This is a genomic window from Desulforhopalus vacuolatus, assembly GCF_016918505.1.
In the GTDB taxonomy this organism is placed as follows: domain Bacteria; phylum Desulfobacterota; class Desulfobulbia; order Desulfobulbales; family Desulfocapsaceae; genus Desulforhopalus; species Desulforhopalus vacuolatus.
On sequence record NZ_JAFFPZ010000004.1, the window covers coordinates 122,927 to 137,022 of the forward strand.

The window sequence follows — 14,096 nt, forward strand, 5'->3', positions numbered from 1 at the left end:
GAGTAACAGACTCATGGTAGCCGGAAAAATGGAAGTGCGCCCGGGGGGAAAAGGGGCTTCTAAGAACAAAAAAGCTGGAATTTTCTAGCTTACTTTAACAATAAAACGGTTAGTTACCACGGTCCGACCCTATTGTCTCTGTCATGTCACTCGAATTCAGGAAAATTCATCATGGACCTTTTTTGCACTCAATTTTATTCCATCAGGGCCCAGAATGATAAGCTGTTTTTTATAGAGGGCACCAATTGCTTTTTTAAAAACCTTTTTACTTACCCCAAACACGTCGTAGATATCTTCAGGCCGACTTTTATCGGTGACGGGAACCATACCACCGGACTTGTTTATCTTTTTGAGAATGGTCCGACAAACATCATCAACTCCACTGTAACCTGTTTGTTGAAGTCGCAAGTCGATTTTGGAATCTTCACGTATCTTTTTTATGTATCCCTTCTGACGGCGACCTATTTCAATTTTTTGAAATATTTCATTCTCGTAGATTATGCCTGTATGTAAATTGTTAACAACCGCACTATATCCCAGCTCTGATTTGGCATAGATGATAATATTAACCTCGTCACCCTCTTCGTATTTATGAGGTTTTTTATTAAGGTATTTTTCGATCTTTGATGAGCCTGTAATGCGATTGCTTCTTTCACTCAGGAAGACAAATACAACATAGGATTTCCCTTCCTTCATATCTTCCTGTTGTTCGCTTTTGGGCACGAACAAATCGTCATCAAGGCCCCATTGCAAAAAGGCTCCGGCCTCTGTCGCATCCACCACTCTCAACCTGGCGACTTCACCAACGAGTGCATAAGGTTTTTGTGTCGTTGCCAACAGGCGCTGTTGCCTGTCTACATAAACAAAGACATCAATTTCATCACCTGCATTATACTTTTGGGAAGAATAACGGTCCATTAAGAGAATATCCCCTAATTCGCCACCATCAAGCTGAATTCCCTCTGACTGTATTTCTTTGATCGAAAGCCTGTTTATTTTGCCTGTCTGTATCATGTTATCTTCTCTCAACTTACATTAAATTTCTATTGCATTCCGCTGGAGCCATTCCACCGTTCTCGTTACGTTTACCGTCACCGTGTAGACAAGGCATGCCTTGTCTCTACAACACCATTGCGTAATCACTGTTGTGTCGATTTTTCACCAGTGGTGATGAAATTTTACAGGTATCACCATTAATACCATTTACATTTTTATTAACCAGAGGATGCGAATAAAGATAGAACAACAACAATTCTCTGTTTAGAGCTTTCCTTTGGCAAAAAGTTTTTCGCTGTTCCGTCTTTTGCTTTTCCCTGTCTCCTTTCTCCTGTCTCCCGTCCCCCTGCCTTTACATCCTGCTTATCCCCCCTCACACCCAAACCCTCTGCTGCGCTGCTGATCAAATGTAACTGATGCTGACAATATCCAGGCGCTGTTGAAAGATTTTAAGGAAATCCTTTTCTTTCAGGGTTCCTTCCACTTGTGCAATGCGGCTGTTGTTTTCCCCGTCTTCTTCAATTGGGATATCCATATCAATGATCAGGGTGAGGGTGAGACGTTCGGGCGGCAGGGATGCCTCCGCTGCCTGGGGCCATTCAATCACACAGACACCTCCGGCAAAAAAATATTCGGAAAAGCCCTGCTCTTCAACCTCAGCACTGTCTCCGAGGCGGTAGAAATCGAAATGGTAAAGAGGCGCCCGCCCCTCGTATTCCTGAAGAATGGCAAAGGAGGGGCTGGTCACATAGTTGTCTTCTTCCACTCCAAGGCCAAGGGCGAGGGCCTGGGTGAGGGTCGTCTTGCCTGCCCCGAGGTCCCCTTCGAGACAAATGATGTCTCCGGCCACAGCCAGCTCTCCGAGAATTCTGCCGAGGAGTTGTGTCTCCTGCAGGTTTTTCAATTTCAGTCGCATATCTTTCCCCCATTCTTACAGGCACCCTGCCTCTGAACGCTCTAAACGAAATACACGTTGTTTCAAGGTACCCTTATTTCGCGGCCCCCTGCAGGGCTGCCCAGAAGGCCCCCTGCAGTCGATTTTTTATTCTGGATTCCCTGGCACAGACACCCACCTGATACGGTTCGGGGGGATGTGCCACCTCCAGCCGCAGCAGATCCTGTTTCAAACTGCTCTCCGTAAGCACCGGCTCCGGAACTACACCGGCACCACAGCCCAGTGCCACCATCGACAGAATTCCTTCATTTCCTGCTACCCGGGCGTAGATATCAGGGCGAATGCCCTGCCGCCGGAGCCATTCGTCCACCCTTTCTCGAGCCACCCCGCTCTGTCCGAGTATCAGAGGAATCTTTTCCCAGGGAAGCGGATCCGCAGAGCCAACCTCCTCAGAAAATGCCCAGGTCGCTTTTGGAACAACAAAAACCAGTTTTACCTCCGCGAGATGATGGAAAACCAGCCCCTCCGGGACACTCGCAGGCAGTGCCGAAACCCCGAAATCCACATCCCCCGCCATAACCTTCTCCACGGCACTGCCTGCGTCTCCGGTCTGCAGGCGAATCCGCACCACCGGCGCGGCAGCGCGAAAAGCGGCAAGGGCATTGGGAAGCATGCTCAGGCTTGCCGTCACGGAGCAATAGATGGAAATCTCTCCATGGAGGACCGTCTCTTCACGTTCGAGTTCCTCCGCAAAGCCGCGCCACAGTTCCAGTTCAGAACGGGCATAGCGGCGGAAAAGTTTACCCGCGTCGGTGAGCCGGACAGTGCGGTTGTCACGGTCAAACAGCCGATGTCCCACGACCTCTTCGAGTCGTTGAATCTGTCTGCTCAGAGCAGAGGGACTGATATTGCATACCCGGCTGGTCGCCCCAAAATGGAGGACGTCGGCAAGTTGCAGAAAGATTCTAAGGGAAGCGTGATCCATAAAATTTACCAGGATAATGGGAGGGCATTCCCCCGTCACGTTGCAGTTTACACAATACAGTATTGCCGAAATAACGATTTACGCAACGCTTTTTTACTAATAGTATAGGGCTGGTAACAGTACTTTTTATCGATAGAATTACAGGGAGCACTGACCTTCACCATTCAATCTCAGACAGGAGCAGTTCAATGGGAAAAACCATAGCAGAAAAGATCTTCGATGCACATCTGCGGGAGCAGGTTTCCGCAGAAAACATGGTGCTCGACCTCGATGTGGTCTTGTGTCACGAGATCACGACCCCCATCGCCATCATGGACCTGATAGAAAAAGGCATGGACAAGGTTTTTGATCCAACGAAGATCAAGGCAGTTATCGACCATGTCACCCCCGCCAAAGACTCCAAAACCGCCATGCAGGGAAAAATCATGCGTGAGTGGGCAAAACGGCACAAAATCAAAGATTTTTTTGATATTGGCGCCAATGGCGTCTGCCACGCCCTTTTCCCCGAAAAAGGTTTTATCCGCCCCGGTTACACCGTTATCATGGGTGATTCTCATACCTGTACCCACGGGGCCTTCGGTGCCTTCGCCGCCGGTATCGGCACCACTGACCTCGAAGTTGGGATGTACAAGGGTGTCTGTTCTTTCCGCGCCCCGAAAACCATAAAAATCGAGGTTGAAGGCGAACTTGGCACACGGGTTGCCGCAAAAGACGTCATCCTCAGTATCATTAAACAGCTCACCGTTAATGGCGCCACCGACCGGGTGATTGAGTTCAGCGGCCCCACCATCGACACGATGAATATGGCCGAGCGCATGACCCTCTGCAACATGGCAGTCGAGGCAGGCGGGACCTGTGGTATCTGTCAGCCGGACCGCACTACTGCAGAATACCTCTGGCCCTTCATCCAGGACGACTATGCAACTCTTGATGCTGCCGTTGAAGATTTTCAACGCTGGTGCAGTGACGCCGACGCGGAATACGCGAAGGTCATCAAAATTAACGTCGCTGACCTGACCCCGATGGTCACCCATGGTTATAAGCCGGATCAGGTGAAACCCGTCGCTGAGATGGCAGGGACAAAAGTTGACCAGGTCTATATCGGCTCCTGTACCAACGGACGCATTGAAGACCTGCGCGCCGCCGCCGAAATTCTGAAAGGGAAAAAGATTGCCGAGGGCATTCGCGCCATCGTCACCCCTGCAACCCCGCTCACCTATACCATGGCGCTGAAAGAGGGCCTGATCGCCATTTTCATGGATGCCGGGTTCTGCGTCCTCAATCCCACCTGTGGCGCCTGCCTCGGCATGAGTGCCGGTGTACTGGCTGAGGGTGAGGTATGTGCCTCCACCACCAACCGCAACTTCAACGGACGCATGGGTAAAGGTGGCATGGTTCACCTGATGAGCCCGTGGACAGCGGCCGCCACGGCCGTGAAAGGCGTTATCACCGATCCCCGCGAAATCTAAAAAAGAGGAATACCATGAGACAATTTGGCGGTCCGGCCATCCTGCTGGACAGAAACGATATCAATACCGACGAGATCATCCCCGCGAAATACCTCACGGAGATAACCAAAATTGCACTGCGCCCCCATCTTCTTGAAGATTTACTGGTCGACGGCAAGCCCTTTGATCATGAAAGTGAGGCAATGAGGAAGGCGAAGGTTGTAGTGGCCCGGGAAAACTTCGGCTGCGGCAGCTCCCGTGAGCATGCCGTGTGGGCCTTTGAGGTGAATGACAAGGACGTTATTGTCGCCTCAAGCTTTGCCAGAATCTTTCGCCAGAACATGTTTAACTGCGGTATTCTCGCCGTAGAACTGAAGCCTGAAGAGATTGATCAGCTCTTTGCCATGAAAGGCGATATGACCATCTCCATCAATCTTGAGAAAAGCCTGCTGCTGGCCGAAACGGCGAGTGAGAAGAAAGAATTTTCCTTTGCAATGAACAGCTTTGACCGTCAGCTCGTAGAGGCAGGCGGCTGGCTGGCCTATGCGGACAGCAAGTATTGAGGTTCCCAAAGCGGGGCATAAAGTCCCGCTTCACCGCTGAGCAGATAAAAAAGGGAAAAAGGAGACAGGAGACAGGAGAAAGGAGACAGGAAAAAGCACGGCAACAAAACTCGATAACATCCGTTGTGGGATGAGACGGCTTAAGGTGCTCTTGTGAAAGACGGAACGACACAAGATTTTTGCCAACAAAAAAATGCTCTAACCAAGTGAAAAAAGACATTTTATAGAGAGAATCTTCCGCGTATTTAGCATGTTTCTCTGGCCATCCAGTCTTTGTCTTACTGTCTTTTGCTTTTCCCTGTCTCCCGTCTCCCGTCTCCTTTCTCCCGTCTCCCTTTTCCAGTCCTTCTAAAGGCCAGCCTCCCGCAAATTCTCAATCAATGCCACCTGCTCTTCCGTCAACTCCTTCGGCACAGCCACGGAGAGTGTGACAATAAGATCTCCCCGCGGTCCCTGCGGTCCCGAGGGAAGGCCATAATGAGGTATACGCAGTTTGCTTTCGCCCACCGTGCCAGGCTTGATGGTAATATTAAACTTCTTTCCCTCAAGGGTCTCCACTTCCACCTTGTTGCCCAGACAGGCATCGGAGAAGGAAACCTCTTTCTGCACCACGAGGTCATCATTTTTACGGGTGAACTTGTCACAGGGAACCACTTCCACTTTGAGAAAGAGATCCCCCGGCGCACCACCATTAGGCGAGGCATGCCCTTTTCCAGCAAGGCGCAATTTTTTCCCCTCTTCGATTCCTTTGGGGATCTTCACCGAGACATTGTGGGGAGCCCCGTTTTTGCTCAGAGAGATGGTTTTCTCCGCGCCGTTGAGCACTTCAGCAAGGGTTACACTGATCTGACAGTTCATATCGTGGCCTTTCTGCGGGGCCGGACGACTGCTGTAACCTCCACCGCCCTGATTAAAGAAAGAACCAAAACCGCCTCCCCCGCCTTTGTTGGAGCAGTGTACGTTCTGCCGTCCACCACCGAAGCCAAACTGATTAAGGATATCTTCCATATTGGAACCGCGAAAGATATCTTCCTGCGAGTATCGTCGGTGGAAATCCTCCGAACCATAGGTGTCATACTGCTTCTTTTTCTCCGTATCAGAGAGTACCGCATAGGCGGCGGAAATTCCTTTAAACTTCTCCTCTGCAGCTTTGTTCCCACTGGTCTTGTCCGGGTGGTACTTCATGGCAAGTTTACGATAGGCCTTTTTTATCTCGGCTGCGGGGGCACTTTTCTCTACACCAAGCACCTTGTAATAGTCTTCCATTGATATCTCTCTGTAGATTCTCCAAAAACAAAAATAGTAATATGGGTACCTTGAATAACCAGTCTTTCGCCCATCTTCTTCGTTACAGTCAATGTCCTCCTGTGCCTCGAATATGAATGAAATACAAGTTGTTTCAAGGCACCCACATGCCGAAGAAAATAGGAATTATGCGCGGCACCGTCAACGGAAGGATAAAAAAAACCGCCCTCCGGCCTGGAGAACGGCTTAAGAATGTAAAGCTGTCAGGGCATTCAAAGAACCCTGCAGTTAAAACGGAACATCATCACCGGTACCGCTGTTACCAGAGTCTCCACCGAAACCGCCGTTGTCAAAGCCGCCGCTGCCACCGCCGAAGCCTCCATTATCGCTATTGGAACCACTTGTAAATGGTTTCTGCGATGCGGACGAATCATTGAAGCCACTACCTTTATCACCACCACCACCACCACCACTGCTCCGCGGGCTCAGGCTCTGCAGATTTTCCGAAATTATCTCGGTGGTGTAACGGTCATTACCGTTCTTGTCCTGCCACTTCCGGGTCTGCAGGCGTCCTTCGACGTAGATTTTTGACCCTTTTGAGAGGTAGTTACTGCAAAACTCGGCGGTCTTCGCCCAGGCAACCACACTGTGCCATTCGGTTTCTTCAATATATTGGCCCGACGCCTGATCTTTTCTGCGACGACTGGTGGCAACCCGCAGGGACGCCACCGCAGTCCCGGAATTGGTATAGCGCAACTCAGGGTTTGCCCCAAGATTACCGATAAGAATTACTTTGTTGACCATGCTCTTACTCCTGTAAAGAATTAACCCGGAAATCCGGTTTGAAATTTAAGGGAACAGAGTAATAAATTCTGCTCAACCCTGCACTGAAATATCCAGCATTTTTCGCAGCCCACCATGCTCTTCCGGTGCGAATCCCATGACTTCACGCCATATTTCTTCACTTTCCATGCAGAAGTAAATGCATGTGCGCTCCGCAGCTCTCTCTTTGAGCAGGCCGTAGATATGCTGGTAGAGACGCACTCGTTTTGGACGAAAATAGCGGCTCTTGTTATCCAGTCCGTTGATAAACTCGTTGTAGTAGATTTTCGAGTTGGGAAACCGATGAATGCCGATCTCTTTCAGTTTGGGTATATAGCGCAGAGCACCGAGAGAGATCCAGGCAATCGACTCTGCGGGAACCATGCTGTAGAGACGTCGAATAGTCTCGGCATATCCCTCCTCCCAGCCTTCATGTTCAATGATGGGATCGAAGTGGAAGGCGAGATGATAGCCGAGGGAGGCACACTGTGCGGCAGCTTCAAGACGCTCATCAAGAGTCGCGGAGCGGATCTCCTCAGTCTCCATGATCGTCGGGCTGTTCAGCGACCAGGCGACCACTGTACGGCCGCCGTGGTCAAGATCAATCAGGTTGTCGATTACCGCACTTTTGGTTTTCAGTTCCAGCACGGCGTTGTCGCAATCACGAAAGAAAGGAACCAGTTTACGGCTGAGGGCGGTAAAACGGTCGAGGGCCAGGGAATCAGTAAACTCCCCGGTACCGATACGGAAAAATTGTGAGGGGTTGTTCCCCAGCCCCTCCCGTAATTCGTCAAACATCTTCTCTACGTTGACGAAATGGAGAATCCACGGCGTGTTGAGATACGCCTGAAGGATGCAGTAGACACAGTCCATGGGACAGCCAGCGCCGCAGCCCAGCACCTGATATTTGCAGCACTGATACTCCCGGGTGCCAGGGCAGGGCTTGAAAAACTGCCCGCGATTGGCAGTAAGAAAAAGCTGCCGCTTCCCGGCGGTAAGGTTACGCACATACTCCGCGTCGAGATCATTGGGCTTGCCCCGCTCCGGCACTATATGCACCGGCAGGCCAGCCCGCTCTATTATTTCCTTTGTATATGGCAGATCAGCCACTGACTCCTCAACAAAAATCTCCTGCACATATTTTGATGGATCTTTCCAGGTCATTATTCTCCTTTTCTGCAATTGTAAGACAGTGCGACCAGTTCGGCCTTGAGTCCGGCACACTCAACAAACAGTGCCGCACCCTCTTCTTCCCGGCCGTGTTTGCAACACCCGCCCGCATAAATTGTAATTTTTCGTATTAATTCCGCAAGGGCGAGACGACGTCTCGGGGGCGCCATTGTGCCGGCAAGCAGTTTCCGCAGACTTTTGATCCGCAGTGCATCCATTCCCACCCGATACTCAAATGAGACCTGATCTTCACGTCCACCCTCTTTAACAGTCAACACCTCATCCACCAGTAGAAACTGGTGATGCAGTGCTATACGCAGCCACATATCATAATCCTCACAGCAACGCAGACTTTCATCAAAAAGGCCAATCTGGTTAAAAAGATCCCGCCGCACCATTAAGGTGGACATGCCCACCGCACACACCTGCAGGCAGTGAGCAAAAATATCACCATGACGCGGGATATGGATCTTTTTCTGGTTAAGATGTTCCCCCCGCCGCAACCATCGCTCTCTGGTGTGAGATATAAGAAAATCACTTGCGCTGAGGGCGGCATACTGTTTCTCAAGCTTGCGTTTTTGCCAGTGATCATCTGAATCGAGAAAGGCGATATATTTCTCCGTCGCCGCAGCGATCCCTGCGTTGCGTGCGGTGGACGGGCCCTGATGTGCAGTGGAGAGGAGACGAAGACGCGGCTCTTTCGCCGAAAGCCCGGCAAGCATTTCAGACGTCCCGTCCACAGAGCCGTCGTCCACGACAACCAGTTCGGCACAGGGCCAACTCTGGCGAAACACCGAATCCACTGCCCTTTTCAGCATAATCCTGCGATTGAATGTGGGGATAATGACGGTGACTGGAAGAAAATTCATTGTGGAATTACCTGGAATTGGCGGGGGTACTGCGTTATATTGTTTTTTCTCATTATACTAACATTTTTTTCTTCCATAAAGATTTTCAGAGAACCTTCACGGTTTTCTCGATACTTTCGTTTCACAATTTGGGATGACCACAGAAATTCTCATCAACGCCGCAGACTACGAGGTGCGTCTTGCCCTTGTAGAAGACGGCAACCTCGCTGAATTCCACATGCAGCGGCCTACAGAGCGCGGAATTATGGGTAATGTCTACAAGGGCCGCGTCGTGCGCGTGCTCCCTGGCATGCAGGCGTCCTTTGTCGATATAGGCATTGAACGTACTGGATTTCTCTATGTCGATGATGTCTGCGTTGCCTTCAACTCCGACGAATTCGCCCCCTGCGTCACCGACTGCGCCAGCACCAGCGTACGCGAAAAGCCTCTGCGCATAGAGGACCTGCTCACCCAGGGCCAGGAAATTCTTGTGCAGGTGAGCAAGGACCCCATCGGCACCAAGGGAGCCCGTCTTACCTGTCATGTCAGCCTGCCCTGCCGCAGCCTGGTCTTCCTGCCTCAAACCAGCCACATCGGTGTCTCACGCAAGATTGAGGGGGAGACTGTCCGGGAGGAAATCAAGAACAGAATTGAAGCTATTCGTCCCGCAGGAACCGGCTTTATTGCACGTACTCTTGCGGAGTTCGCCTCCAATGAAGAACTTGAAGCCGACATGGAATACCTGTTGCTCTCCTGGCAGGAAATACTCGACAAAGCCCATAAACAAACGGCCCCCTCGCTGCTCCACAAAGATATCGATATTATTCTCCGTTCCGTCCGCGACTACTTCACCAGTGGTGTAGACAGACTGCTTATTGATGACCGTACAGCGTGGCTGGCACTGCTTGAACATGTGGAGACTTTTGCTCCCAAACTGCGCGACCGCATCCAGCTCTACACCGATCCGGTGCCACTGTTTGAAGCACACAACATTGAGGTGGAGATATCCCGTGCCATTGATAAAAAGGTGTGGCTGCGTTCCGGTGGATATATCATCATTGAATCGACTGAAGCGTTGACCGTTATTGACGTGAACACCGGCAGGTTTGTTGGCAAAAATGACTTCAACGATACTATTTTGAGAACCAATATGGAGGCCGCGACTGAAATCGCCTGGCAGCTCCGACTCCGCAATATCGGTGGTATTGTCATCATCGATTTTATTGATATGGAAAGTGCAGAGCACCGTGAGGCACTCTTTGCCACCTTCCAGGATGCGGTTAAAAACGATAAGAGCAAAATCAACATTCTCAAACTCTCGGAGTTCGGCCTTATACAGATGACCCGCAAACGGAGCAGTGAAAACCTTCACCAGCTCATGTGCGAGCCCTGTCAATACTGTAATGGCGAAGGAATGCTGAAATCACGGAGAACCATCTGTTACGAAATCTTTCGTCAGCTCAAACGCGAGAGCGAAAATCATCTGGGAAAGCAGGCAGAACTGCGGGTTCACCCCGATATTGCAAAACTTCTTTCTACAAATGAAGCAAAAAATTTTGCAGGGGTGGAACAACAGATAGACCGAAAGGTTGAGATTATCCCAACGGATGATCTGCATCTTGAAAACTACACTATTAACTGGTCGAAGTCCTCGACCTGATCTCAGGAAATTCTGGCAGAGCGACGACGAATTCGCCCTGTCAAAAATGCCCGCAAATCTTTAACGACTCTGGAATTATGCGTAGAAAATATTCAACTCGATTTGGAACCCAGCGCCGAAAAGGAGGAATTCTTCTGCCTCTGCTCATTCTGCTCACCGTCGCAGGCGGAATTGCCTGGTTTCTTTTTTTTGAGACCGAAAGTCCTGATGCCAAACTCTCTGTAAAAAGCAAATATCTCGGCACGGATTCCACCATTTCTATCGATGTCGTTGATAATGAGAGCGGAGTAAAAAGCGTTGAACTCAAGGCCTTTCAAGGCGACAGCGAACAAGTTCTCTACAATAAAGAATATCCACGTACCGGGTATCACAACCCTGTCGGACCGAGGGAACACGCTGTACGTTTTCAGGTGGACAGTAAAAAACTTGGCTTCAACGAAGGTCCGGTTACTCTGCAGCTCACGGTACTTGATTTTTCCCTGAACGGCTGGTTTCAGGGCAATCAGACGGTCGTTACCAGAGACCTTATCATTGACACCGAGGCCCCGAAAATTCAGATTCTGCATGTAGAAAACTCCATCTCTCCTGGTCAGAGTGGTATCGCAGTCTTCAAGGTATCCGATCTTGAAAGTACCTCGGGAGTGCAGTTGAACGATAATTTCTTCACAGCGTATCCGGTAACCAAAAATTCCAAAGATACCTTCATCACCTATTTCGCCCTGCCCTATAACGCGGTTAACATTCGGGAAATGAGTATTACCACCACTGACCTTGCCGGGAATACGACCCGGGTACCCTTTGCAACCAGATTCAAGGCTGTGAGCAAGCAGAAGGATACCATCAATATCTCCGACAGCTTCCTGAATCGTAAAATCCCCGAGTTTCAGCAGTATTATCCGGAGATGGAGGGCAGTTACCTCGATCGTTATATCTATATCAACAACACTATCCGCAAGCAGAATGCCAGGAAAATCAAAGAGATCTGTACCATGCCGGTTCCGGACAAGCTCTGGACAGGAGATTTTCTGCGCATGCACGGTACCAATAAAGCAAACTTCGCAGATTATCGCTCCTATGTCTATGACAAGCAAGTCATTGACCATCAGGTTCACCTCGGTATTGATATTGCCTCAGTAAAACGTGATAATGTCAAAGCTGCCAACACCGGCAGGGTGAAATGGGCTGATTACCTTGGAATTTATGGCTATATGGTTATACTTGACCATGGCCAGGGAGTGTACAGTCTCTACTCACACCTCAGTCAGATCAACGTTCGCCCTGGGGACACTCTTCAGAAAGGAACGCTGATCGGTCTCACTGGAGCCACCGGCATGGCCGGGGGCGACCACCTTCACTTCTCCATGCTGATAAATGGAATTTTCGTCAACCCGCGGGAATGGTGGGATAAAAACTGGGTGGAAAATAATGTTGAGGGACCGCTGAGAGAACTGCGTTTCATTCCCGCCAGGACAGAAAAGTAACAGGGCGCCTTGAAACACCCTGTATTTCGTCCATTAAGGGACCCAATAAACGGAAAAGGTTACGCTTTCCAGCGTAACCTTTTGCATGCCTGTAAAAATCTTCTCCGGGTTCTCAGGTGAAGTCCTCAAAATCGTAATCAGGTTTGCCGCAGATAACACAACGCAATTCGAGATCATCACGATCAAAAATATACTTCCAGCCCCGCTTTTCCAGTTCTTCCTTCTGTTCTTTGGCGCAGTTGACACACACCCACTTGTCTCCCTCTTCAGTTTCATACAAATGCATTGTTCCTCCTTCAGCGTATGGTATTGTTAGATATATTCACAGGGTTGTGAAAAACCCCATTGTTTAGAACATGATACACTTTTTCAATAAAAAACTGTAAAATAACAAACGTGCTGTATGGGCTTGATATCCTCTTTCCCAAAATTTACAGAGCCCCCGAAGAGGGCTTCATACACTGTCAATCCGCTGATATTAATGCTCCCTGCGAGATATCCTGGATACCCGAATGCCAAATATCCCCAAACTTCTCTACGCCTATCTTGCCAGAGAGATGCTGGCCCCATTTTTTGCAAGTTTCATTATCATGAACTGCGTCTTTTTTCTGGTCAAATTCATTCCCTTTCTCAACTTTGTCCTTGATCTCAACATCTCTTTTGGAGACTTTATCCGTCTCTTCTCCTATCTCTTCCCCAACATATTTCTTTATACCATCCCAATGGCGGCCATGCTCGGGGTGACGATAGGTTTTGCACGACTTTCAAGCGATACAGAAATTCTCGCCCTTAAGGCAAGCGGGGTCAGCATGTATCAGATCATCCCGCCGGTACTGCTTGTTACCGCAATAATCGCTCTCCTCACAAGTTACTTCTCCATTAAGCTCATTCCCCTGAGTGAAATGGCGATGAAACAACTCACCTATACGCTGATGAAGGAGAAAATCACCAAGGGGATAAAACCCCAGACATTCACCGAGGCCCTCGGAGATGTAGTAGTCTATGTTGATGGCATCGATAAAAATACAGACCAGTGGGACAAGGTGTGGGTTTCCGACATGCGGCACGTTCGCCTGCCCACCGTCACCATGGCCACCAGCGGCAATATGACCTCCAACATTAATGACATGAATGTCTCCATTAATCTAAACAACGGCAGTCTGCACCGCTCCGAGCAGATGAATGCACAGATTGTGGAGTTCAAACACTACCAGATCAATATCCCACTGAACTCGCCGAACAGCAAGGCAACACAAACCAAACAGAAGAATATTCTCGGGATGTCAGAGCTTCTTGCAGCATGGAGGACGGCCCCTGTTGACAATGATCATAACCTCAAAGAAAAGCGAAAGTTATTCATTGAGTTTAATAAACGCCTTGTACTGCCAGCTGGCTGTCTGCTCATTAGTCTACTTGGACTTCCTCTCGGACTGCAGGCAAAACCGGGGAAAAAAGCTGTGGGAATTCAAGCAGGTCTGGCGATTTTCGTTATCTATTATATCCTTTTCTCTACGGGGCGTTCTCTTGCTGAGGAAGGGACACTGCCAGTGATTATTGCCATGTGGGCACCAAATACCTTTTTCTTCCTGCTCACCGTTTTCTGGATCTACCGGGTAGCAGCTGAGAAATCACTGGTGCCGATGCCGGTCTCCAACCTGTATTTTGCACTCAAACAATTCGAGATCCATTGCATGGAGGAAATTCGCTATCGTTTTTTCCCGCACTCGGACCCGGAATCGGCAAAAGAGGCTGAGAAGCAGAGAAAACTGCGGAAAATTCGAAACCGCGATCTGGTATCCGGAAATCCGAAGACCAAAGAATTTCACTATATTACGTGCAAACATTTTCTCGATGATGACTGCACACTGAAGTTCAAAGATCATAAAGTTGCCAGACGTTCTGGTTTCAGCCCCTGTCCCAAATGCAGGGAACTTGAGAAACAGAAAAAAACAAAATCCTGAAAAGACCTCCGGGATACAAAAG

Annotated in this window: 13 protein-coding genes; 5 read left to right on the forward strand and 8 right to left on the reverse strand. The window is 49.5% G+C overall.

Annotated features, from left to right (window positions below; all coding sequences use genetic code 11):
* Positions 1–156: 156 nt before the first annotated feature.
* The 3 genes from JWG39_RS04195 to ilvY form a co-directional block, all read right to left on the reverse strand.
* Positions 157–1,014: a CvfB family protein gene (locus JWG39_RS04195; RefSeq protein ID WP_205218107.1), complete on the reverse strand. Its 858-nt coding sequence runs from the start codon at positions 1,012–1,014 to the stop codon at positions 157–159.
* A 385-nt stretch (positions 1,015–1,399) separates the two neighbouring features.
* The gene (gene tsaE, locus JWG39_RS04200) at positions 1,400–1,912 is read right to left on the reverse strand and encodes a tRNA (adenosine(37)-N6)-threonylcarbamoyltransferase complex ATPase subunit type 1 TsaE (protein ID WP_205218108.1); all 513 of its coding nucleotides are present in this window, start codon (positions 1,910–1,912) and stop codon (positions 1,400–1,402) included.
* Positions 1,913–1,985: 73 nt separating this feature from the next.
* Positions 1,986–2,876 carry an HTH-type transcriptional activator IlvY gene (gene ilvY, locus JWG39_RS04205; RefSeq protein WP_205218109.1) on the reverse strand — a complete coding sequence of 297 codons (891 nt, stop codon included), beginning with the start codon at positions 2,874–2,876 and terminating at the stop codon, positions 1,986–1,988.
* A 188-nt stretch (positions 2,877–3,064) separates the two neighbouring features.
* Between ilvY and JWG39_RS04210 the strand changes: the two genes are divergently transcribed.
* Positions 3,065–4,345 carry a 3-isopropylmalate dehydratase large subunit gene (locus JWG39_RS04210; protein ID WP_205218110.1) on the forward strand — a complete coding sequence of 427 codons (1,281 nt, stop codon included), beginning with the start codon at positions 3,065–3,067 and terminating at the stop codon, positions 4,343–4,345.
* A 14-nt stretch (positions 4,346–4,359) separates the two neighbouring features.
* Positions 4,360–4,887, forward strand: coding sequence for a 3-isopropylmalate dehydratase small subunit (locus JWG39_RS04215; protein WP_205218112.1), 528 nt, complete (start codon positions 4,360–4,362; stop codon positions 4,885–4,887).
* A 348-nt stretch (positions 4,888–5,235) separates the two neighbouring features.
* Here JWG39_RS04215 and JWG39_RS04220 read toward each other — a convergent pair whose 3' ends face one another.
* The 4 genes from JWG39_RS04220 to JWG39_RS04235 all read right to left on the reverse strand — a co-directional run bounded on the left by JWG39_RS04220 (position 5,236) and on the right by JWG39_RS04235 (position 8,993).
* A complete protein-coding gene (locus tag JWG39_RS04220; RefSeq protein WP_205218113.1) occupies positions 5,236–6,153 on the reverse strand; it encodes a DnaJ C-terminal domain-containing protein in 918 nt (305 codons plus the stop codon).
* 267 nt (positions 6,154–6,420) lie between these two features.
* The gene (locus tag JWG39_RS04225) at positions 6,421–6,936 is read right to left on the reverse strand and encodes a single-stranded DNA-binding protein (RefSeq protein WP_205218114.1); all 516 of its coding nucleotides are present in this window, start codon (positions 6,934–6,936) and stop codon (positions 6,421–6,423) included.
* A 72-nt stretch (positions 6,937–7,008) separates the two neighbouring features.
* Positions 7,009–8,118 (reverse strand): SPL family radical SAM protein, encoded by a 1,110-nt coding sequence (locus JWG39_RS04230; RefSeq protein ID WP_205218116.1) that lies wholly within the window; start codon positions 8,116–8,118, stop codon positions 7,009–7,011.
* Positions 8,118–8,993, reverse strand: coding sequence for a glycosyltransferase family 2 protein (locus tag JWG39_RS04235; protein WP_205218117.1), 876 nt, complete (start codon positions 8,991–8,993; stop codon positions 8,118–8,120). Before JWG39_RS04235 ends, JWG39_RS04230 begins: the two co-directional genes overlap by 1 nt.
* Before the next feature lie 133 nt (positions 8,994–9,126).
* Here JWG39_RS04235 and JWG39_RS04240 point away from each other — a divergent pair, with 133 nt between their 5' ends.
* Positions 9,127–10,632 (forward strand): Rne/Rng family ribonuclease, encoded by a 1,506-nt coding sequence (locus tag JWG39_RS04240; RefSeq protein WP_205218118.1) that lies wholly within the window; start codon positions 9,127–9,129, stop codon positions 10,630–10,632.
* 77 nt (positions 10,633–10,709) lie between these two features.
* Positions 10,710–12,113, forward strand: coding sequence for a M23 family metallopeptidase (locus JWG39_RS04245; protein ID WP_205218119.1), 1,404 nt, complete (start codon positions 10,710–10,712; stop codon positions 12,111–12,113).
* Between the two features lie 112 nt (positions 12,114–12,225).
* Here JWG39_RS04245 and JWG39_RS04250 read toward each other — a convergent pair whose 3' ends face one another.
* The gene (locus tag JWG39_RS04250; RefSeq protein WP_205218120.1) at positions 12,226–12,399 is read right to left on the reverse strand and encodes a hypothetical protein; all 174 of its coding nucleotides are present in this window, start codon (positions 12,397–12,399) and stop codon (positions 12,226–12,228) included.
* A gap of 226 nt (positions 12,400–12,625) precedes the next feature.
* On the opposite strand from JWG39_RS04250, the gene lptF reads away from it, so the two are divergent.
* On the forward strand, positions 12,626–14,074 hold the full coding sequence (gene lptF, locus JWG39_RS04255; RefSeq protein ID WP_205218122.1) for an LPS export ABC transporter permease LptF: 1,449 nt from the start codon (positions 12,626–12,628) through the stop codon (positions 14,072–14,074).
* The last annotated feature ends 22 nt before the right edge of the window (positions 14,075–14,096 follow it).